Source organism: Pseudomonas sp. B35(2017), assembly GCF_002113645.1.
GTDB lineage: Bacteria > Pseudomonadota > Gammaproteobacteria > Pseudomonadales > Pseudomonadaceae > Aquipseudomonas > Aquipseudomonas ekonensis.
In genome coordinates this window covers 309,602-330,552 of the sequence record NZ_NEIZ01000004.1, presented here as the reverse complement: position 1 = coordinate 330,552, position 20,951 = coordinate 309,602, and the positions used below count along the sequence as shown (strand labels likewise).

The 20,951-nt window shown below is 68.0% G+C and carries 10 protein-coding genes; 7 read left to right on the top strand and 3 right to left on the bottom strand.

The genetic code is table 11. From position 1 onward, the window contains the following. Positions 1 to 9: 9 nt before the first annotated feature. A complete protein-coding gene (leuB, locus tag CAG41_RS10515; protein WP_085579555.1) occupies positions 10 to 1,092 on the top strand; it encodes a 3-isopropylmalate dehydrogenase in 1,083 nt (360 codons plus the stop codon). Positions 1,093 to 1,158: 66 nt separating this feature from the next. Continuing rightward, positions 1,159 to 2,271 (top strand): aspartate-semialdehyde dehydrogenase, encoded by a 1,113-nt coding sequence (gene asd, locus CAG41_RS10510; protein ID WP_085579557.1) that lies wholly within the window; start codon positions 1,159 to 1,161, stop codon positions 2,269 to 2,271. A gap of 63 nt (positions 2,272 to 2,334) precedes the next feature. On the opposite strand, the gene CAG41_RS10505 is transcribed toward asd, so the two are convergent. Together CAG41_RS10505 and CAG41_RS10500 are read right to left on the bottom strand one after the other, a co-directional pair. Further along, entirely contained in the window at positions 2,335 to 3,372 is a 1,038-nt protein-coding gene (locus CAG41_RS10505) for a purine nucleoside permease (protein WP_085579559.1), read from the bottom strand. 15 nt (positions 3,373 to 3,387) lie between these two features. Then, complete coding sequence (locus CAG41_RS10500; RefSeq protein ID WP_085706966.1) at positions 3,388 to 4,347, bottom strand: nucleoside-specific channel-forming protein Tsx; 960 nt, start codon at positions 4,345 to 4,347, stop codon at positions 3,388 to 3,390. 688 nt (positions 4,348 to 5,035) lie between these two features. On the opposite strand from CAG41_RS10500, the gene CAG41_RS10495 reads away from it, so the two are divergent. From CAG41_RS10495 to mnmH, 3 genes are all read left to right on the top strand, one after another. Then, a complete protein-coding gene (locus tag CAG41_RS10495; protein ID WP_085706965.1) occupies positions 5,036 to 15,550 on the top strand; it encodes an autotransporter-associated beta strand repeat-containing protein in 10,515 nt (3,504 codons plus the stop codon). Positions 15,551 to 15,745: 195 nt separating this feature from the next. Then, positions 15,746 to 16,780 (top strand): selenide, water dikinase SelD, encoded by a 1,035-nt coding sequence (gene selD / locus CAG41_RS10490; protein WP_085706964.1) that lies wholly within the window; start codon positions 15,746 to 15,748, stop codon positions 16,778 to 16,780. Further along, entirely contained in the window at positions 16,780 to 17,883 is a 1,104-nt protein-coding gene (gene mnmH / locus CAG41_RS10485; RefSeq protein WP_085637769.1) for a tRNA 2-selenouridine(34) synthase MnmH, read from the top strand. Before selD ends, mnmH begins: the two co-directional genes overlap by 1 nt. 233 nt (positions 17,884 to 18,116) lie before the next feature. On the opposite strand, the gene CAG41_RS10480 is transcribed toward mnmH, so the two are convergent. Then, complete coding sequence (locus tag CAG41_RS10480) at positions 18,117 to 18,791, bottom strand: histidine phosphatase family protein (protein ID WP_085630649.1); 675 nt, start codon at positions 18,789 to 18,791, stop codon at positions 18,117 to 18,119. Positions 18,792 to 19,024: 233 nt separating this feature from the next. Between CAG41_RS10480 and CAG41_RS10475 the strand changes: the two genes are divergently transcribed. Together CAG41_RS10475 and hemB are read left to right on the top strand one after the other, a co-directional pair. Further along, on the top strand, positions 19,025 to 19,723 hold the full coding sequence (locus CAG41_RS10475; protein WP_085579572.1) for a glutathione S-transferase family protein: 699 nt from the start codon (positions 19,025 to 19,027) through the stop codon (positions 19,721 to 19,723). A 194-nt stretch (positions 19,724 to 19,917) separates the two neighbouring features. Next, entirely contained in the window at positions 19,918 to 20,892 is a 975-nt protein-coding gene (gene hemB, locus CAG41_RS10470) for a porphobilinogen synthase (RefSeq protein ID WP_085579574.1), read from the top strand. Positions 20,893 to 20,951: the final 59 nt, after the last annotated feature.

Genomic DNA, 20,951 nt, shown 5'->3' with positions numbered 1-20,951 from the left:
GAGGAAAGCATGAGCAAGCAGATTCTGATTCTCCCGGGTGACGGCATCGGTCCGGAAATCATGGCCGAGGCGGTCAAGGTGCTGGAACTGGCCAACGACAAGTACGGCCTGGGCTTCGAGCTGAGCCACGACGTGATCGGCGGCGCCGCCATCGACAAGCACGGCGTGCCGCTGGCCGACGAGACCCTGGAGCGCGCCCGTGCCGCCGACGCGGTGCTGCTGGGCGCCGTGGGCGGCCCGAAGTGGGACACCATCGAGCGTGACATCCGCCCTGAGCGCGGCCTGCTGAAGATCCGCGCGCAACTGGGCCTGTTCGGCAACCTGCGCCCGGCGATCCTCTACCCGCAACTGGCCGACGCGTCGAGCCTGAAGCCTGAGATCGTCGCCGGCCTGGACATCCTGATCGTCCGCGAGCTGACCGGCGGCATCTACTTCGGCGCTCCGCGTGGCACCCGTGAACTGGAGAACGGCGAGCGTCAGTCCTACGACACCCTGCCGTACAGCGAAAGCGAGATCCGCCGCATCGCCCGCGTCGGCTTCGACATGGCCCGCGTGCGCGGCAAGAAACTGTGCTCGGTGGACAAGGCCAACGTCCTGGCCTCCAGCCAGCTGTGGCGCGAAGTGGTCGAGCAGGTGGCCAAGGACTACCCGGACGTCGAGCTGAGCCACATGTACGTCGACAACGCCGCCATGCAACTGGTGCGCGCACCGAAGCAGTTCGACGTGATCGTCACCGACAACATGTTCGGCGACATCCTGTCCGACGAAGCGTCGATGCTCACCGGCTCCATCGGCATGCTGCCGTCGGCCTCGCTGGACGCCAACAACAAGGGCATGTACGAGCCTTGCCACGGTTCGGCGCCGGACATCGCGGGCAAGGGCATCGCCAACCCGCTGGCGACCATCCTGTCGGTGTCGATGATGCTGCGTTACAGCTTCAATCTGCAGGACGCGGCCGATGCGATCGAGAAGGCCGTCAGCGTGGTCCTGGACCAGGGCCTGCGCACCGGCGACATCTTTTCGACCGGTTGCACTAAAGTCGGTACGCAGGAAATGGGTGACGCAGTAGTCGCCGCGCTGCGGAATCTGTAATCTCTCGGGCCCGCTGCGAAATTCAATGCGAAGCAGCGGCCCACTTTTCAAGAAGGTGTAGTTGCGATGAAACGTGTAGGTCTGATCGGTTGGCGCGGCATGGTCGGTTCCGTGCTCATGCAGCGGATGCTGGAAGAGCAGGATTTCGATCTTATCGAGCCGGTGTTTTTCACCACTTCCAATGTCGGTGGCCAAGGCCCGTCCGTGGGCAAGGACATTGCTCCGCTCAAGGACGCTTACAGCATTGAAGAGCTCAAGACCCTCGACGTGATCCTGACCTGCCAGGGCGGCGACTACACCAACGAAGTCTTCCCCAAGCTGCGCGAAGCCGGCTGGCAGGGCTACTGGATCGACGCGGCGTCCAGCCTGCGGATGAACGACGACGCGGTGATCATCCTCGACCCGGTCAACCGCAAGGTCATCGACCAGCAGCTCGACGCGGGCACCAAGAACTACATCGGCGGCAACTGCACCGTCAGCCTGATGCTGATGGGCCTGGGCGGCCTGTTCGAGGCCGGCCTGGTGGAGTGGATGAGCGCCATGACCTATCAGGCGGCGTCCGGCGCCGGCGCGCAGAACATGCGTGAGCTGATCAAGCAGATGGGCGCGACCCACGCCGCCGTGGCCGACCAACTGGCCGACCCGGCCAGCGCGATCCTGGACATCGACCGCCGCGTGGCCGAAACCATGCGCAGCGAAGCCTACCCGACCGAGAACTTCGGCGTGCCGCTGGCCGGCAGCCTGATCCCTTGGATCGACAAGGAACTGCCGAACGGCCAGAGCCGCGAAGAGTGGAAGGCCCAGGCCGAGACCAACAAGATCCTGGGCCGCTTCAAGAGCCCGATCCCGGTCGACGGCATCTGCGTGCGCATCGGCGCCATGCGCTGCCACAGCCAGGCGTTGACCATCAAGCTGAACAAGGACGTGCCGATCGCCGACATCGAAGGGCTGATCAGCCAGCACAACCCTTGGGTCAAGCTGGTGCCGAACAACCGCGACATCAGCATGCAGGAGCTGAGCCCGACCAAGGTCACCGGCACCCTGAACATCCCGGTCGGCCGTCTGCGCAAGCTGAACATGGGTTCGCAGTTCGTCGGCGCGTTCACCGTCGGCGACCAGCTGCTGTGGGGCGCGGCCGAGCCGCTGCGCCGCATGCTGCGGATCCTGCTGGAGCGTTGATCCGACGCTGAAACGAACGAACCCGCACCTTGCCAAAGGTGCGGGTTTTTTCTTGCCCGGCGATCAAGCGTCCGGCACGCCCTTTTCCCATACCGGCCAGTGTTCGAGGATGTCCTGCACCAACGGATTGCCCGTGCGGTAGAGGTTTTCCAGGGCCGGCGCGAAACCGCCCTGATCGGCGTACTTGAGCAGGTTGTCCACTTCGCTGCCGCCCGGGGCGGGGCGGTCGAAGTCCGAGCCGGCCCGCACCACCGCCAGGCGCTGCACGTCCACCCGGCCTTCGCGGCTGGCGCGCAGCAGGGCCTCGTAGGTGGAGTTGTCCTCCTGCTGGGTGGTGCAGTATTCGCCCTTGCCGTCGGTCAGCAACCGCGTCCAGACCTCGGCCCGCTCGCTCAGGCGAGTGCCGGAGAACCACGTGTTGCCCGCCAGCGTGTCGCATTGCGTCACCGTCGGCGGCTGGTTGGCCGGGGCCTGCGGGTACTTCAGGCGCCAGGCCGCCGACTCTTTGCTTTCGCTGAGCGCGACGTGGCGGCTCAGGGCAAAGGCCTTGGCCTGGAGCCTCGGGTTGAGCTCGAACACTTCGGTCTTGTAGTCCAGCGGCGGCTTTTCGTTCGGGCCGCGGGTGTTGATGCCCAGGTAGCCGGTCGGCCAGTCCTTGGGCGCGTCACGGGCGTCCAGCTCCCACTGGGTGCCGAACTCCACCAGGTAGTGCGCCCACGCGGCGGTGCCGAGGGTGCCGTGCTTGGGGCTGATGCCGGCGATCCCGGCGATCAGGAAGTAGCTCTTGCGCAGGTCGAACTGCGGCGACAGCGCCAAGGCCAGGGTCGAGGCGGCGGCGTTGGTCTGGCCCATGCCGGTGACCATCAGGCACACCTGCCGGGCATTGCAGCGCACCGTCGGGTACTCGGCCGACAGCCCCGGCACGCGGACTTCCTGGGTCAGGTGCAGGCGGTCGATCCAGTGCTGCGCCTCGGGGGCGAACATGGTGATCAGCACCACCTTGGGCCGCAGCGGCTCGGGCTGGGCAGGCGCAGTCGCCGCCCAGGCGGTGGAAGAGAGCAGGGCCGCAGCGGCCAGGGAAACACGCGTCATTGCCTTCATGAAAACCTCCTGTGATCAGAACTGGTAACCGATGCCGGCGTAGTAGCCCCAGCCGTTTGAGCGTGCACGGAAGTCGCCGTCGCCGAAGTTCAGCTCGCTGCCGTCCTCCCAGTTGCCGCCGTTGTGGAAGTAACGGCCCACCAAGGTGAAGCGCAGGTGGGTGAACGAGTACAGCAGCACGTTGGTCGCCACCGTGGCGTTGGCGGTGCGGGCGGGGTTGTCCTTGTGCAGGTCCGAGCCGAAGTCGAAGTTGGTGAAGCCGATGTAGGTCAGCGACGCGCCGTTGCTGAAGCGGTCGATGGGCACGATGTACTTGAGCTGCGCACGGTAGCCGTCCCACGAGTACTCGTTGCTGGCGCCGTAGTTCTCCCACTGGTAGCGGCCGTACAGGTTGGCCGACAGGTTGACCCGCGAATGGGTGTCGATGTCGGTGCCCAGGCCGCTGTAGAGCGTGTTGGCGCGGTTGGCGCTGTTGCTGCCGTGGTCGTAGATCCAGTCGAAGGCCACGTACCACTCCTTGAACGGGCCGATGGCCAGGCTGCGGCCGGCCAGATAGTCGATGGAGATGCGCGGTTCGTGCTCCATGAACACCGGCGAGCCGTGATCCCACACGCCTTTGTCGTGGCTGTTGCCGATGTTGAAGATCTTCGGGATGTCGATGTAGCCGTACAGCTCGAACGGGCCCTTGCGGCCGAAGTACTCGTATTCCAGGTAGATGTCGTCGGCCGGGCGCGGGCCGAAGCTGATGTCCTTGCTGCCGATCAGGGTCAGGTTCTGGTTGTACCAGTCCGACAGGTAGGCGCCTTTTTTCGGCGGGCTGGCTTCGGGGCTGAGGGTTTCGCCCTGGGCCGACTCTTCGCCCTGCGCAGGCTGCGCCAGAAGGCTGTCGCTGAGAAGTCCGGTAACGCCGGCCAGTAGCAGGGAAACGGCAAACGTGCGCACGCCGCGGGAAGGGCGGCAGGAGGGAGCGTGCATTCAAAGTCCTTTTTTGCGGATCCAGGCCCGGAATTCCGGGCTTGTACGGTTCTGGGTCGAAATGGCCGGGATAAACGGCCCGCAAACGTTTGCACAAGCCGTACCAGTTTTCAAAGAGCCCGCAGATCTGGCATCCCAACCCGGCATCGCCGGTGCCTGATCCACCGCCATCGCTGGCAAGCCAGCTCCCACAGGTATCCTGGGTGTTTGCAGGATCTACGTTCACCACAAACCTTGTGGGAGCTGGCTTGCCTGCGATAGGGCCGGGACGGCCGACATCTCTGTTGCCTGACACGCCGCCATCGCCAGCAGGCTGGCTCCCACAGGTCTCCGGGGTGCTGGCAGGGTCTGTGCCCACCACAAAAAACCTGTGGGAGCCGGCTTGCCAGCGATGAGGCCGGGACGGCCGACATCTCTGTTGCCCGACATACCGCCATCGCCACCAGGCAGGCTCCCCAAAAAAGGCCCGAACCCCGCGCAGGCCGTGGATCTGGATCCATATTTCAAAAGCATCTAGCGCCAAAGTATTAACACCATTTGAAGAATGCCCCATCGCGGGGCATCAACTAGCGTGTGTCGGGAATGTCACGGTTTTGTGATGACCGTCGCAGTCTTGATTCGCGTGCGGAATAAGCGATGCGCCAGCACGCCCCTCAAGGAAGATTTTGGCCACGACAAGGAGTAGCCCGTGCACGCAAGGTCCGCTATCGCCCTCGTTTCGCGTTTTTCCCCACTGTCCCTTGCCGTGCACCTGAGCGTCGCCGGATTGCTGTTCGGCGGCGTCAGCCAACCGGCGCTCGCCACCTGTTCGGTGGCCGGCTCCACCGTGACCTGCACCGGCGTGCCGAGCCTGCCGCTGTTCCTCAACAACTACGCCAGCGCGGCCAACGGCCTGACGGTCAACGTCAACGCCGGCGCGCAGATGAACGCCACCCTCGGCGGCCGGGTGCTGGACCTGACCGGGGTCAACATCACCCTGAACAACTCCGGCACCCTGGACCCGGCGCTGCTGGGGCTGGTGTCGGTGCTCAGCGGCGGCGCGTTCATCGGCACCGGCGCGGCGAGCACGGTCAACGTCCTCAACAACGCCAGCGGCATCATCCGCGGCACCGGCATGTTGCTGGGCCTGAACCTGACCAGCATCGACGGCCTGGGCATCGGCGTGAACAACGCCGCCGCCGGCACCACCAGCATCACCAACAACGGCACCATCACCTCCACCGGCCTGTCGGTGGGCGGCATCAGCCTGGCCGACACCCCGGTGGTGGGCGTGTACGGCGGCTCGACGGTGAGCATGACCAACAACGGCAGCGTGCAGGGCCGGGTGGCGTTCGAGACGTCCGCCGCCGGCAACACGTTCACCAACGCCGGCAGCATCACCGGCAGCGTGTCGATGGGGGCGAACAGCACCAACACCTTCACCGCGGTGACCGGTTCCAGCGTCAACGTCGGCGACGGCGTGCAGGTCACCGTCGGCCTCGGCGGGCTGATCGGGGTCAACCTGACGTTCGCCCCGACCGGGCAGATCGACGGCGGCGCCGGCGGCACCAACGCCTTGGTGCTGCAGAACACCCTCGGCGTAGGCGGCGGCACCAGCGGCAGCGGCACGGTGTCCAGCGCCACCTACGTCAACTTCAACAACCTCACCGTCAACAGCGGCACCTGGACCTTGCAGGGGCCGGTGGTCAGCGGCAGTTCGACCCTCAACGGCGGGGTGGTGCAGTTCAACAACAACGCGGCGTTCGGCAGCGGCGTATTGACCTCGAACGGCGGGATCCTCCAGGCCAGCAGCGCCGGCCTGAGCCTGGGCAACCTGATCACCCTGGGCGCCGGCGGCCTGACGGTGCAGGGCGCCAACGACCTGAGCCTGACCAGCGTGCTGTCCGGCGCCGGCGGCCTGACCAAGTCCGGCGCCGGCCAATTGAGCCTGGGGGCGGCGAACACCTTCACCGGCAACACCACGATCAACGCCGGCAGCGTGCAGGTGGGCAACGATCAGGCGTTCAGCAGCGGCACCGTCACCATCGGCGGCGCAGCGACCCTGACAGCGCCCGGCACCGTCAACCTGGCCAACGCCATCACCCTCAACAGCACCCTGACCGCCAGCGGCGCCGGGGCGCTGACCCTGAGCGGCGCGCTCACCGGCGCCAGCGGCCTGACCAAGACCGGCAGCGGCAGCCTCACCCTCAGCGGCGTCAACACCGGCTACAGCGGCACCACCACCCTGAGCGCCGGCACGTTGCGGGTCGGCAACAACAACGCCTTGGGCAGCGGCACCCTGAACGCGGCCGCCGGCACCAGCCTGGACAGCACCGCCAACGTCACCCTGAACAACAACGTCGGCCTGACCGGCAGCCTCACCGTGCTGGGCAGCAACAACCTGACCCTGGGCGGCGTGCTCTCCGGCACGGGCGGCCTCACCAAGAGCGGCGCGGCCAGCCTGACCCTGACCGGCAACAACACCCAGAGCGGCGCGACCGCCCTCAACGCCGGCACGCTGTTCGTGGGCAGCAACACTGCCCTGGGCACCGGCGCACTGAACACGGCGGCCGGCACCACGCTGGACGCAACCACCGCCGTGAGCCTGGCCAACGCCGTCAACCTGGCGGCGAACCTGGTCATCGGCGGCACCCAGGCCCTGGCCCTCAACGGCGTGGTCAACGGTGCCGGCGGGCTGGTCAAGAACGGCACCGCCGCCCTGACCCTGGGCGGCAGCAACGGGTTCGCCGGCGGCATCTCGCTCAACGCCGGTACGCTGATCGTCGGCGCCAACACGGCGCTGGGCAGCGGTGGCCTGTCCACGGCGGCGGGCACCACGCTCGACGCCAACACGACGGTGTCGCTGGGCAACGCGGTCACCCTGGGCGGCAACCTGAACATCGGCGGCAGCGCCAACCTGACCCTCGGCGGGGTGGTCGGCGGCAGCGGCGGGCTGACCAAGAACGGCGCCGCCAACCTGATCCTCAACGGCGCCAACACCTTCCTGGCCGGCACCACCCTGAGCGCCGGCACCCTGACCGTCGGCAACGCCGGCGCGTTGGGCAGCGGCGATCTGACGGTCACCGGCGCCGCGACCCTGGACAGCAGCACCAGCGTGGCACTGGCCAACAACGTGGTGCTCAACGCCGACCTGAGCATCGGCGGCAGCAACGGGCTGACCCTGGACGGCGTGGTCAGCGGCGCCAACCGGCTGATCAAGAACGGCACGGCCAACCTGACCCTCAACGGCAGCAACACCTACGGCGGCGGCACCACCCTCAACGCCGGCAGCCTGACCGTCGGCAACGGGGCGGCGCTGGGCAGCGGCGCCCTGACCGTGGGCGGGGCGAGCACCCTCAACAGCAGCGGTGCGGTCACTCTGGGCAACGCCATCACCCTCAACGCCAACCTCTCGGCCGGCGGCAGCAACGCGCTCACCCTGGGCGGCGTCATCGACGGTGCCGGCGGGCTGATCAAGACCGGCACTTCCAGCCTGACCCTGACCGGCAACAACACCTACACCGGCTCCACCTCGCTCAACGCCGGCACGCTGATCGTCGGCTCCGCCACGGCGCTGGGCGTCGGCAACCTGAACGCGGCGGCCGGCACCACGCTGGACGCCAGCACGGCCACGAGCCTGGCCAACAACGTCAACCTGGGCGGCAACCTGACCGTCGCCGGCAGCAATGCGCTGACCCTCACCGGCACGGTGTCCGGCGTCGGCGGGCTGATCAAGAACGGCGCCGCCGACCTGATCCTCAACGGCGCCAACACCTACTTCGGCAACACCGCGCTCAACGCCGGCAAACTGATCGTCGGCAACAGCACCGCGCTGGGCAGCGGCACGCTGAACGCGGCGGCCAACACCACGCTGGACACCAACACCGCCGTCAGCCTGGGCAACGCCGTGAACGTGGCCGGCGCCCTGAACATCGGCGGCACCGCGGATCTGACCCTGGGCGGTGCGGTGAACGGTGTCGGCAGCCTGGTGAAGAACGGCGCGGCCAACCTGACCCTCAACGGCACCAACGCCTACGCGGGCGGCACCACGCTGAACGCCGGCACGCTCACCGTCGGCAACAGCTCGGCGCTGGGCAGCGGCGCGTTGACCGTCGCCGGGGCCGCGACCCTGGACAACAGTTCGGCGCTGGTCAACCTGAACAACGCCGTCACCCTCAACGCCGCCCTGACCGTGGCCGGTTCGCAGAACCTGGCCCTGGGCGGCGTGATCAGCGGCACGGGCTCGCTGGTGAAGAACGGCACGGCCAACCTGACGCTCAACGGCATCAACACCTACCAGGGCGGCACCACCCTCAATGCCGGCACGCTGACCCTCGGCACCCCGGCGGCGCTGGGCAGCGGAGCGCTCACCGTCGGCGGGGCGGCGACGCTGGACAACAGCTCGGCCCTGGTGCTGGGCAACGACATCACCCTCAACGCCGGGCTGACCGTGGCCGGCAACAACAGCCTGGTGCTCAGCGGCGTGGTCAGCGGCGCCGGCGACCTCATCAAGAGCGGCCTCGACGACCTGACGCTGATGGGCAGCAACACCTTCACCGGTGCGCTGAACATCCTCGCCGGCAGTGTCTCGACCCTGAGCAGCGGCGCGCTGGGCAACACCTCGGGCGCGGCCATCAGCGCCGGGGCCAGCCTCAACCTGGGCAGCGACGCGAGCGTGGGCGGCCTGAGCGGCAGCGGCAGCGTGCAGGTCGGCGCCGGCAGCACCCTGACCGTGGGCGGGGTGAGCACCACCAGCACCTTCGACGGCGACGTCAGCGGCAGCGGCGGCCTGACCAAGGTCGGCACCGGCAACCTGAACCTCACCGGGATCAGCGGGCTGACCGGCAACACCCTGGTGAGCGGCGGCACCCTGAACCTCAGCGGCTCGCTGGCCAGCGCCCAGGTGGATGTCGGCAGCGGCGCCACCTTCACCGGCAACGGCACAGTCCTCGGCCAGCTGAACGTCGCCAACGGCGGCCACCTGGCCCTGTCTTCGGGCAACCAGCTGTCGGCGAGCGGCTTGACCCTCGGCGCCAGCGGCAACCTCGACGTGGCCCTGGCCGCGCCGTCGACCACCTCGCTGATCGACGTCGGCGGCAACCTGACCCTGAACGGCAACCTCAACGTCACCGACGCCGGCGGTTTCGGCGTCGGCGTGTACCGCCTGATCAACTACACCGGCAGCCTGACGGACCTGGGCCTGGACGTGGCCAGCGTGCCGGTCGGCTTCGGCCTCGGCGACCTGGTGGTGCAGACCTCGGTCGGCAACCAGGTCAACCTGCTGGTGTCGGCGCCGAACGCCAACATCCGCTTCTGGGACGGCAGCCAGACCGTGCCCAACGGCTCGGTGGACGGCGGCAGCGGCACCTGGAACGCCGCCGGCTCCAACTGGACCAACGTCAACGGCACCCTGAACCAGGCCTGGGCCGGCGATTTCGGCGTGTTCCAGGGCACGGCCGGCACCGTGACGGTGGACGGCACGCAACTGTTCACCGGCCTGCAGTTCACCACCGACGGCTACAGCCTGGTCAACGGCACGGCGGGGCAACTGACCGCCGTCAACGGCACCGGCGGCACCACGGCGGTGCGGGTCGATCCGGGCGTGACCGCGACGGTCGGCGTCGGCATCAACGGCAGCGGCATCCTCAACAAGCTCGACAGCGGCACCCTCGTCCTCAACGGCGCCAACAGCTACAGCGGCGGCACCGCGCTGGACGGCGGCAAACTGGTGGTCGGCAGCAACACCGCGCTGGGCACCGGCACGCTGACGGCGGCGACCGGCACGCAGTTGGACAGCAACGCGGCGGTCACCTTGGGCAACGCCGTGACCCTCAACGGCAACCTGACCGTGGCGGGCAGCAACGCGCTGACGCTCAACGGCGTGATCGGCGGCACCGGCGGCCTGATCAAGAACGGCGCGGCCAACCTGACCCTCGGCGGCAACAACGCTTTCCTGGGGCCGGTGGCGCTGAACGCCGGGGGGCTGATCCTGGCGTCCAACGCGGCGCTCGGTTCCGCCACCCTCAACGCGGCCGGCGGCACCACGCTGGATGCGGCCAGCGCCGTTTCGGTGAACAACGCGGTGAACCTGGCCGGCAACCTCGCCGTCACCGGCAGCAACAACCTGACGCTGGCCGGGGCCATCAACGGCGCCGGCAGCCTGACCAAGAACGGCACGGCCAACCTGACGCTGTCCGGCGCCAACGGTTTCCTCGGCGGCACCACGCTCAACGCCGGCACCCTGACCGTCGGCAGCGCCACCGCCCTGGGCCTGGGCAACCTGACCGTGGCCGGCGCTTCGAGCCTCGACAGCAGCGGCGCGTTCGCCCTGGGCAACGCGTTGGTGCTCAACGCCAACCTGACGGTGGCCGGCAGCAACAACCTGACCCTGGGCGGCGCCGTCAGCGGCACGGGCGGGCTGGTGAAAAACGGCGCGGCCAACCTGACCCTCAACGGCACCGGCACCTACAGCGGCGGCACCACGCTCAACACCGGCACCCTGACCCTCGGCACCGCCAGCGCGCTGGGATCCGGTGCGTTGACCGTGGCGGGCGCCTCGACCCTCGACAACACCTCGACACTGGTGCTGGGCAACGACGTCAACGTCAACGCCAACCTGACCGTGGCCGGCAGCAACGACCTGACCCTGGGCGGCGTGCTCGCCGGGGCCGGCACGCTGACCAAGAACGGCGCGTCCGACCTGACCCTGACCGGCGCCAACACCTTCAGCGGCACTTTCGACGTGCAGGCCGGCAGCCTCACCACCGTCGGCAATGCGGCGCTGGGCAACAACGCCGGGGTCAACCTCGCGGGCGGCACCACCCTCAACCTCGGCGGCTCGGCGGCCATCGCCAGTCTCACCGGCAGCGGCACCGCCGACGTCGGCGCCGGCCAGTCGCTGAGCATCGGCGGCAACAACCTGAGCAGCACCTTCGACGGCCTCCTCACCGGCAGCGGCGCCCTGAACAAACTGGGCACCGGCACCCTGACCCTGAGCGGCGCCAGCACCCTGACCGGCGACACCACGGTCGGCGCCGGCACCCTGCGGGTCAACGGTTCACTGGACAGCGCCAACGTGCAGGTCAACAGCGGCGGCACCCTGGGCGGCTCCGGCAGCCTGGCGGGCGCGGTCACCGTGGCCGACGGCGGGCACCTGGCCCTGGCCACCGGCAGCGCACTGTCGTTGGGCTCGCTGGCGCTCAGCGGCAACTCGAACCTGGATGTCGGCCTCGGCGCGCCGGTGTCCGGCGGCGGCAGCGCGCTGCTCAACGTCAACGGCAACCTGACCCTGGACGGCACCCTCAACGTCAGCGACCTGGGCGGCTTCGGCAGCGGGGTCTACCGGATCATCAACTACACCGGCGGCCTGACCGACAACGGCCTGCTGTTCGGCACCTTGCCGGGCAGCGTCACCCCCGGCGACCTGCAATTGCAGACCAGCGTCGGCAACCAGATCAACCTGCTGGTCACCGCACCGGGCGTCACCGTGCAGTTCTGGGACGGCAGCCAGTTGACCGGCAACGGCACCATCGAAGGCGGCAGCGGCACCTGGGGCAGCGGCACCTCCAACTGGACCGACGTCAACGGCACCGTCAACCAGGCCTGGGGCAACAGCTTCGCGGTGTTCCAGGGCAGTGCGGGCACCGTGACGGTCAACGGCGCGCAGACCGTCACCGGCCTGCAGTTCGTCACCGATGGCTACAGCCTGCAGAACGGCACGGCGGGTTCGCTGAATCTGGTCAACGGTTCCTTGGGCAACGCCACCGTGCGGGTCGACCCGAACGCCACCGCCACCCTCGGCGTGGCGCTCAACGGCAGCGGCACCCTGGGCAAATACGACGCCGGCACCTTGGTGCTCAACGCCGCCAACGGCTACACCGGCGGCACCGCCCTCAACGGCGGCAAACTGGTGGTGGGCAACGACGCGGCCCTGGGCACGGGCACATTGACCGCCGCAGGCGGCACGGCGCTGGACAGCAACACCGCCGTCACCCTGGCCAACGCCGTGGTGCTCAACGGCGGGCTGGCCATTGCCGGCAGCAACGCCCTGACCCTCGACGGCACGGTGAGCGGCAGCGGCAGCCTGTCCAAGGCCGGCGCCGCCAGCCTGACCCTCAACGGCAACAACACCTACAGCGGCGGCACGCAACTGTCCGGCGGTTCGCTGATCCTGGGCAACAACAGCGCACTCGGCAGCGGCGCGCTCAGCGTCCTGGGCAACGCCACCCTCGACAGCGCCAGCGCACTGCAACTGGCCAACGCCATCGGCCTGGGCGCGCAGCTCACCCTGGCCGGCAACCAGAACACCAGCCTGATCGGCGCCATCAGCGGCAACGGCAGCCTGGTGAAGAACGGCAGCGGCGACCTGGTGCTCAGCGGCGCCAACAGCTACACCGGCGGCACCACGCTCAACGGCGGCAGCACCCGGGGCGACACCAGCAGCCTGCAAGGGGCCATCGTCAACAACGCGGCGCTGACCTTTGAGCAGAACAGCGACGGCACCTACACCGGCAACCTCACCGGTGCCGGCACCTTGACCAAGACCGGCACCGGCGCCTTGCTGCTGACCGGCACCAACGGCTTCACCGGCAACACCGACGTGCAGGCCGGCACGCTGCGGGTCAACGGCGTGCTCAACAGCGCCAGCGTGAATGTCGCCAGCGGGGCGAAGATCGGCGGCGGGCAGTTCGGCGGCAACGTGCAACTGGCCAACGGCGCGACCCTGCTGGGCGGCGGCGCGGCGACGCCGCTGTCGGTCGGATCGCTGGCGCTGTCCTCCGGCAGCGTGCTGGACTTCACCCTCGGCTCGGCCGCCAGTTCCACCACGGTGGTCAACGTCGCCGGCAACCTCACGCTGGACGGCACCCTCAACATCACCAACGCCGGCGGCTTCGGCACCGGGATCTATCAACTGTTCAGCTACGGTGGCACCCTCACCGACAACGGCCTGACCTACGGCAGCCTGCCGGTGCCGACGGGCAACCTGTCGCTGCAGACCGCCTTCGCCAACCAGATCAACCTGCTGGTGCAGGGCTCGCCGGGCGAAGTGCAGTTCTGGAACGGCGGCAAGACCAACCCCGACGGCAGCATCGGCGGCGGCAGCGGCGTGTGGGGCCCGGGCACCAACTGGACCGACCCCACCGGCACCCAGGCGCTGGGCGCCAACGGCCAGTTCGCGGTGTTCGGCGGGCAGGGCGGCACGGTCAGCGTGGTCGGCAACCAAGCCTTCACCGGCCTGCAGTTCCTGGTCGGCGGCTACAGCCTGACGCCGGGTGCCGGCGGCAGCCTGACCCCGGTCAACGGGCCGGACGGCAGCCTGGCGCCGGTGCGGGTCAATGCCGGGGGCAGCGCGGAAATCTCCGCGCCGCTGGTGGGCACCGGCGGCATCGAAAAACTCGACGCCGGCACGCTGGTGCTCAGCGGCGCCAACACCTACAGCGGTGGCACCACGGTCAGCGGCGGCACGTTGATCGGCAACAGCACCAGCCTGCAAGGCAACATCCTCGACAACGCTTCGCTGGTGTTCCAGCAGAACGTCGATGGCCAGTTCAGCGGCCGGCTCAGCGGCATCGGCGCGCTGGCCAAGCGCGGCACCGGCCGCTTGCTGCTGACCGGTGACCAGCCGTTCAGCGGCGCGGTGTCGGTGGATCAAGGCGTGCTGCAGGTCGGCAGCCGCGCGGCACGCGCCTCGCTGGCCGGGCAAGTCACCGTGGCCAACGGCGCAGCGCTGAGCGGCAACGGCAGCGTCGGCGCGATCGTGAACCATGGTGTGGTGGCTTCCGGCGGCACCGACGGCACCTTGAGCGTCACCGGCAACCTGACCAACGCCGCCGACGGCCTGCTGGCGCTGACGGTCAGCTCGCCGACCGCAACGCCCCTGGCCGTCGGCGGCACCGCGACCCTCGGCGGCGGCCTGCTGGTCAACAGCCTGGCGCCGTTCTCCGGCAGCACCGTGTATTCGCTGATCACGGCGGGCGGCGGCGTCACCGGCACCTTCAGCTCGGCGGACCTGCCGCAGTACGCGTTCCTCAACACCAGCCTGGTGTACAGCGCCAATGCGGTGAACCTGGCGGTCAGCCGCAACGGCAATTCGTTCGCCGATGTGGCGGCCACCGGCAACCAGCGCAGCACGGCAGCGGCCCTGTCGCGCAACGGTGCGGCGGGGGCGGCGTTGCAGAACGAGATCGTCAACCTCAGCGTGGCCGGTGCGCGCAACGCGTTCGACAGCCTGTCCGGGGAGATCCACGCCAGCACCGCCAGCGCCGTGCTGGAGGATTCGCGCTATGTGCGCGACGCGGTCAACGACCGCATGCGCCAGCCGTCGTGCAGCGCAGCGGACGATCCGCGCCGGGCCCTGGCGCCGAGCGACAACCAGTTGAGCAGCAACGGCTGCCACGGCGAGATGGTCGGCTGGATCCGCGCGCTCGGCGCGTGGGGCGAGTCGGACGGCGACAGCAACAGCGCCAAGCTCGACCGCAACCTCTCGGGCTTCCTGCTCGGCACCGACAAGCAGCTCGACGACCAGTGGCGCGCAGGCATGGCCGCCGGTTACACCCGCAGCGACCTCGACGCCCACGACCGGCGCTCGGACGCCACGGTCGAGAGCTACCACTTGGCGGCGTACCTGAGCTCGCAGTTCGATGCCCTGGCGGTGCGCCTCGGCGCGGCTTACAGCTGGCACGACATCGAAACCAAGCGCGACGTCAGCGTCGGCAACTACAACGACCGGTTGAAGGCCCATTACGACGCGCGCAGCGCCCAGGTGTTCGGCGAAGTCGGCTACACGCTCGAGGCCGCCGGCATTGCGCTGGAGCCGTTCGCCGGGCTGGCCTACGTCAACTACGACACCGACTCGGCCAAGGAAAAGGGCGGGGTGGGGCGGCTTAAGGCCGATGCCGACCAGGACATCACCTTCTCCACCCTTGGCGTGCGCGCCGGCAAACTGATCACCCTGGCCAACGGCGGGCAGTTCACGCCGCGGGCGGCCATCGGCTGGCGGCATGCCTTCGGCGACACCCAGCCCGACGCCGACCTGACCTTCATCGACGGCGGCGCCTCGTTCAGCACCCAGGGCGTGCCGATCGCCGAGGACAGCGCCATCGTCGAGGCCGGCGTGGACTTCCAGATCAGCCCGACCGGCAAACTGGGGATCGGCTACTCCGGGCAACTGTCCGGCGACGGCAACGATCATGCGATGACCATCAGCTTCAGCCTAGGCTTCTGACTTTCATGGCCGGAGCGCTTCAGCCGCCCGCAAGGGCGGCTTTTTTTTGCCTGTTTCTGGCTGATGTGGCGAGGGAGCTTGCTCCCGCCGGGGCGCGGAGCGGCCCTGAGCCGAGCACAGGTCGGGCAGCGCGTGAAACATTTGCGGCGGGCGCCTCTGCTAGAATCCGCCCCATCCACAGCCTGAGAATTGTCCATGAGCGAGCCGATTCGTCTGACCCAATACAGCCACGGCGCCGGTTGCGGCTGCAAGATTTCCCCCCAGGTGCTGGAGGTGATCCTGGCCGGCAGCGGGGCGCAGAACCTCGATCCGAAACTGTGGGTCGGCAACGCCTCGCGCGACGACGCGGCAGTGTATGAGATCGACGCCGAGCGCGGCGTGGTCTCGACCACCGACTTCTTCATGCCGATCGTCGACGACCCGTTCGACTTCGGCCGCATCGCCGCCACCAATGCCATCAGCGACATCTACGCCATGGGCGGCGACCCGCTGATGGCCATCGCCATCCTGGGCTGGCCGGTCAATGTGCTGGCGGCGGAAGTGGCGCGGGAAGTGATCCGCGGCGGGCGCGCGGTGTGCGACGCGGCGGGCATCCCGCTGGCCGGCGGGCACTCCATCGACGCGCCGGAGCCGATCTTCGGCCTGGCCGTCACCGGCCTGGTGGAAAAGCGCCACATGAAGCGCAACGACACCGCCACCGCCGGCTGCCGGCTGTACCTGACCAAACCCTTGGGCATCGGCATCCTCACCACGGCCGAGAAAAAGGGCAAGCTGCGCCATGCCGACATCGGCCTGGCCCGCGACTGGATGTGCACCCTGAACAAGCCCGGCAGCCGCTTCGGCAAACTGGCCGGCGTCACGGCCATGACCGACGTCACCGGTTTCGGCCTGCTCGGGCACCTGGTGGAAATGGCCGACGGCAGCCACCTGACGGCGCGCATCGCCTATGACCGGGTGCCGCGCCTGGCCGGCATCGAGCATTACCTGGAGCAGGGCTGCGTGCCCGGCGGCACCTTGCGCAACTTCGACAGCTATTCGAGCAAGATCGGCCGCTTGCAGGAGCTGCACAAGCGCGTGCTGTGCGATCCGCAGACCAGCGGTGGCCTGCTGATCGCCGTCACCCCCGAAGGCGACGCCGAGTTCCTCGCGGTGGCGGCCGAACTGGGCCTGAGCCTTGAGCCGATCGGCGAACTGGTCGAGCGACAGACCCACGCGGTCGAGGTGGTTTGATGCGCTTCGACTGCACCGATTACCGCGACATCTTCCTCAACGACCGGCCCCTGATGGATGCGCGCGCGCCGGTCGAGTTTCTCAAGGGCTCGTTCCCGGGCGCGGTCAACCGGCCGCTGATGAATGACCACGAGCGCCAACGGATCGGCACCTGCTACAAGCAGCACGGCCAGCAGGCCGCCATCGAACTGGGTTACCGCCTGGTCTCCGGCGCGGTCAAGGCCGAACGCATCCAGGGCTGGGCCGACTTCGCCCGGGCCCACCCCGACGGGCTCCTGTATTGCTTCCGCGGCGGCCTGCGTTCGCAGATCACCCAGCAATGGCTACGGGACGAGGCCGGCATCGACTACCCCCGGGTCGGCGGTGGCTACAAGGCGATGCGTACCTTTCTGATCGACACCCTCGAACAGGCCGTGGCCCAGTGCGATTTCGTGCTGCTGGGCGGCATGACCGGCACCGGCAAGACCGAAGCGCTGGCGCTGCTCGACAACGGCCTGGACCTGGAAGGCCACGCCAATCACCGGGGATCGAGCTTCGGCAAGCGCGCCACCGGCCAGCCGTCGAACATCGATTTCGAGAACCGCCTGGCCATCGACATCCTCAAGAAGCGCGACGCCGGCATCGGCCAGTTCGTGCTGGAGGACGAGAGCCGGGTGGTCGGCAGTTGCGCGCTGCCGTTGCCGCTGTACCAGGGCATGCAGCAGTACCCGATGGTCTGGCTGGAGGACCGTTTCGACCACCGCGTGGAGCGCATCCTGCGCGATTACGTGGTGGACCTGTCGGCGGAGTTCACGGCGGTGCACGGCGAGGCGGGGTTCGCGCTGTTCTCGCAACGCCTGCTGGACAGCCTCAACAACGTGCACAAACGCCTGGGCGGCGAGCGGCACCGGCGGATGCTGGAACTGATGGAGCAGGCCCTGGCCGAGCAGGGCCGCAGCGGCGCGGTGGAACTGCACCGGGGCTGGATCGAGGGCTTGCTGCGCGAGTACTACGATCCGATGTACGTGTTCCAGCGCGAGAAGAAGGGCGCACGGATCGAGTTCGCGGGGGAGCGGGAGGCGGTGGTTGAGTACTTGAAGGCGCGGGCGAGTCAGCGGCGCTGATGGTGTGGCCGCCCCATCGCCAGCAGGCTGGCTCCCACCCAGATCGGTGTCGCAGGCAAGAACTGTAGGAGCCAGCCTGCTGGCGATAGCGTCAGTGAGGGAACCGCAGAGCAAGATCAAGACAGCTGACCCCACAGGTTCTGGGGTGACTGCAGACCCTTCATTCACCCGGATCCCTGTGGGAGCCAGCCTGCTGGCGATGGCGTCAGTGGGGGCGCCGCAGATCCGCGAACTCAGGTCGGGCAGGTGGCCTTGCCGTTGTCCAGCCCCTGCTTGTAGCTGTGGCTCTGCAGGCTGGCCTTGCCGTTGTGCCAGGTCAGGGTCAGCACGTACAGCGAGTCGAAGTCCCCGGCGTCCCAGTCGTCGGTGATGGTCTGCCGCTCGCCCACGGCCTTGCCGGCCACCTTGTTGATCAGCTCCGGCAGGTAGCCGTGGGACCAGGCGGTGTAGATGGTCGCGTTGTGGTACTTGTCTTCGATCAGCTCCCGGGCCAGGTCGCTGGTGTCGTTGGCGGAAAACTCGATGTTCACCGGCAGGCCGAGCCGGATCGCGGCGGGGCTGATGGTCATCAGCGGGCGGATGTAGCTGTAGGTGTTGTCCAGCTCGCCTTCCTCGACGTTGCGCGTGGGGTTGGCGGCGAACACGTAGTCGGCCTTGCCGAACTTCTCCGGCAGCAGGGTCGACAGTTCGAGCGCCCGGTTCAGGCCCTGGCAGTTGAGCTGGCCCAGGCCGCCGGCGGGCTTTTCGGCGTGGCGCAGGAACACCAGCGTCTGTGTGCCGTCCACCGGTTGCGCACGGCTTTCGCTGGACTCAAGCGAAAGGAACAGCGCACTGGCCGCCAGCAGGGAGGGCAGGGCCACGTAGGGGCGGTGCTTGAAGCGTTTGGCGAAGCTCATCAGGTTCGTCATGGGCAAAGGATTCTTCAGCGGATTCGGTCAAGGCGGACAAGCCTGTGCACCTCGGGCTTCCAGCGCCGGGTGTGTTCCCTGTCTTCAATGGCGTTCCTTGCGAAGTGTGTGCGCTCAGAGTCCCCTGAGGCCCGGTTGGTTCGATCCGTGCCCCGGCAGCCTAACCACAAGATGTTACGGTTCGGCGGAGCCTCCATTATGATCGGGGCTTCAATTGTGACTGGATGCTTCCCATGACCGATCTGTCCGCGTTCCCGATCACCCGCAAATGGCCGGCGCAATGCCCCGACTGGATTCAGCTGTATTCCCTGCCGACCCCCAACGGCGTCAAGGTGTCGATCATGCTTGAAGAGATCGGCCTGCCTTACGAGCCGCACCGTGTGGGGTTCGACACCCAGGACCAGATGTCCCCGGAATTCCTGTCGCTGAACCCGAACAACAAGATCCCGGCGATCATCGACCCGCACGGGCCGGATGACCAGCCGCTGCCGCTGTTCGAGTCCGGGGCGATCCTGATCTACCTCGCCGACAAGAGCGGCCAGCTGCTGGCCCACGAAGGCGCGTTGCGTTACGAGACGATCCAGTGGCTGATGTTCCAGATGGGCGGCATCGGCCCGATGTTCGGCCAGCTCGGCTTCTTCAACAAATTCGCCGGCAAGGACTACGAGGACAAGCGCCCCCGCGACCGCTACGTCGAAGAGAGCCGGCGCCTGCTCAGCGTCCTCAATCAGCGGCTCGAAGGCCGCGACTGGATCATGGGCGAGCGCTACACCATCGCCGACATCGCCACGTTCCCGTGGGTGCGCAACCTGATCGGTTTCTACGAGGCGGGGGATCTGGTGGGCATCGGCAATTTCCCCAACGTCACCCGGGTGCTGGAGCGTTTCCTGGCGCGGCCGGCGGTAGTGCGGGGCCTCACGATTCCTTCTTGACGGTCGCCCTGTAGGAGCGAGCCTGCTCACGATGACGGCCCTGACGTCACCGCAACGGGTTCACTCCCACAGCCCATTGTTGCGCACGCGGTAACGCACTCTTGATTGATCCAGGTTTGTACGCCGCCCTGGGCAAGGCATAAGCTTCGCCCCCTACGACTTTCGTCTCATCCGCCGTTTTCAGGAAAGGCCCCATGTCCAGTCAGTTCCCCGAAGCACGTCCACGCCGTCTGCGCCGCAATGCGAGCCTGCGCAGCCTGTTCCAGGAAACCGAATTCACCCTCAACGATCTGGTGCTGCCGATTTTCGTCGAGGAAGAGATCGACGACTTCGTGCCGATCAAGAGCATGCCCGGCGTGATGCGCATTCCCGAGCGCAAGCTGGCCGGCGAGATCGAGCGTTACGCCCGCGCCGGGATCAAGTCGGTGATGACGTTCGGCGTGTCCCACCACCTGGACGCCAACGGCAGCGACACCTGGCGCGAGAACGGGCTGGTGTCGCGCATGTCGCGGATCGCCAAGGATGCCGTGCCGGAAATGATCGTGATGTCCGACACCTGCTTCTGCGAGTACACCGACCACGGCCATTGCGGCGTGATGCACAACCATGAGGTGGACAACGACCAGACCCTGATCAACCTCGGCAAGCAAGCCGTGGCCGCCGCCCGCGCCGGGGCCGACGTGATCGCGCCGTCGGCGGCGATGGACGGCCAGGTGCAGGCGATCCGCCGGGCGCTGGATGAGGCCGGGTTCGCCCAGACCGCGATCATGGCCTATTCGACCAAGTTCGCCTCGGCCCTCTACGGCCCGTTCCGCGAGGCCGGCGGCAGCGCGCTCAAGGGCGACCGCAAGAGCTACCAGATGAACCCGATGAACCGCCGCGAAGCCCTGCGCGAGTCGCTGCTGGACGAACAGGAAGGCGCCGATGCGCTGATGGTCAAGCCGGCCGGCGCGTACCTGGACATCATCCGCGACATCCGCCAAGCCTCGAACCTGCCGCTGTCGGCGTACCAGGTCAGCGGCGAGTACGCGATGATCAAGTTCGGCGCCCAGGCCGGCGCCATCGACGAAGACCGCGTGGTGCGCGAAAGCCTCGGCGCGATCAAACGGGCCGGTGCGGACCTGATCTTCACCTACTTCGCGATGGATCTGGCCCTGGCCGGGATCTGACCGACCCCTCCATCTTGGATGTGGGAGCCGGCCTGCGGGCGATGGCGGTAGGTCAGGCA

Bases quoted from the DNA above. Each gene is read 5' to 3' on its own strand.
- leuB (WP_085579555.1), top strand. From the start codon at position 10: ATGAGCAAGCAGATTCTGATTCTCCCGGGTGACGGCATCGGTCCGGAA.
- CAG41_RS10480 (WP_085630649.1), bottom strand. From the start codon at position 18,791: ATGACGAACCTGATGAGCTTCGCCAAACGCTTCAAGCACCGCCCCTAC.
- CAG41_RS10500 (WP_085706966.1), bottom strand. From the start codon at position 4,347: ATGCACGCTCCCTCCTGCCGCCCTTCCCGCGGCGTGCGCACGTTTGCC.
- mnmH (WP_085637769.1), top strand. From the start codon at position 16,780: ATGCGCTTCGACTGCACCGATTACCGCGACATCTTCCTCAACGACCGG.
- selD (WP_085706964.1), top strand. From the start codon at position 15,746: ATGAGCGAGCCGATTCGTCTGACCCAATACAGCCACGGCGCCGGTTGC.
- CAG41_RS10505 (WP_085579559.1), bottom strand. From the start codon at position 3,372: ATGAAGGCAATGACGCGTGTTTCCCTGGCCGCTGCGGCCCTGCTCTCT.
- CAG41_RS10475 (WP_085579572.1), top strand. From the start codon at position 19,025: ATGACCGATCTGTCCGCGTTCCCGATCACCCGCAAATGGCCGGCGCAA.
- hemB (WP_085579574.1), top strand. From the start codon at position 19,918: ATGTCCAGTCAGTTCCCCGAAGCACGTCCACGCCGTCTGCGCCGCAAT.
- asd (WP_085579557.1), top strand. From the start codon at position 1,159: ATGAAACGTGTAGGTCTGATCGGTTGGCGCGGCATGGTCGGTTCCGTG.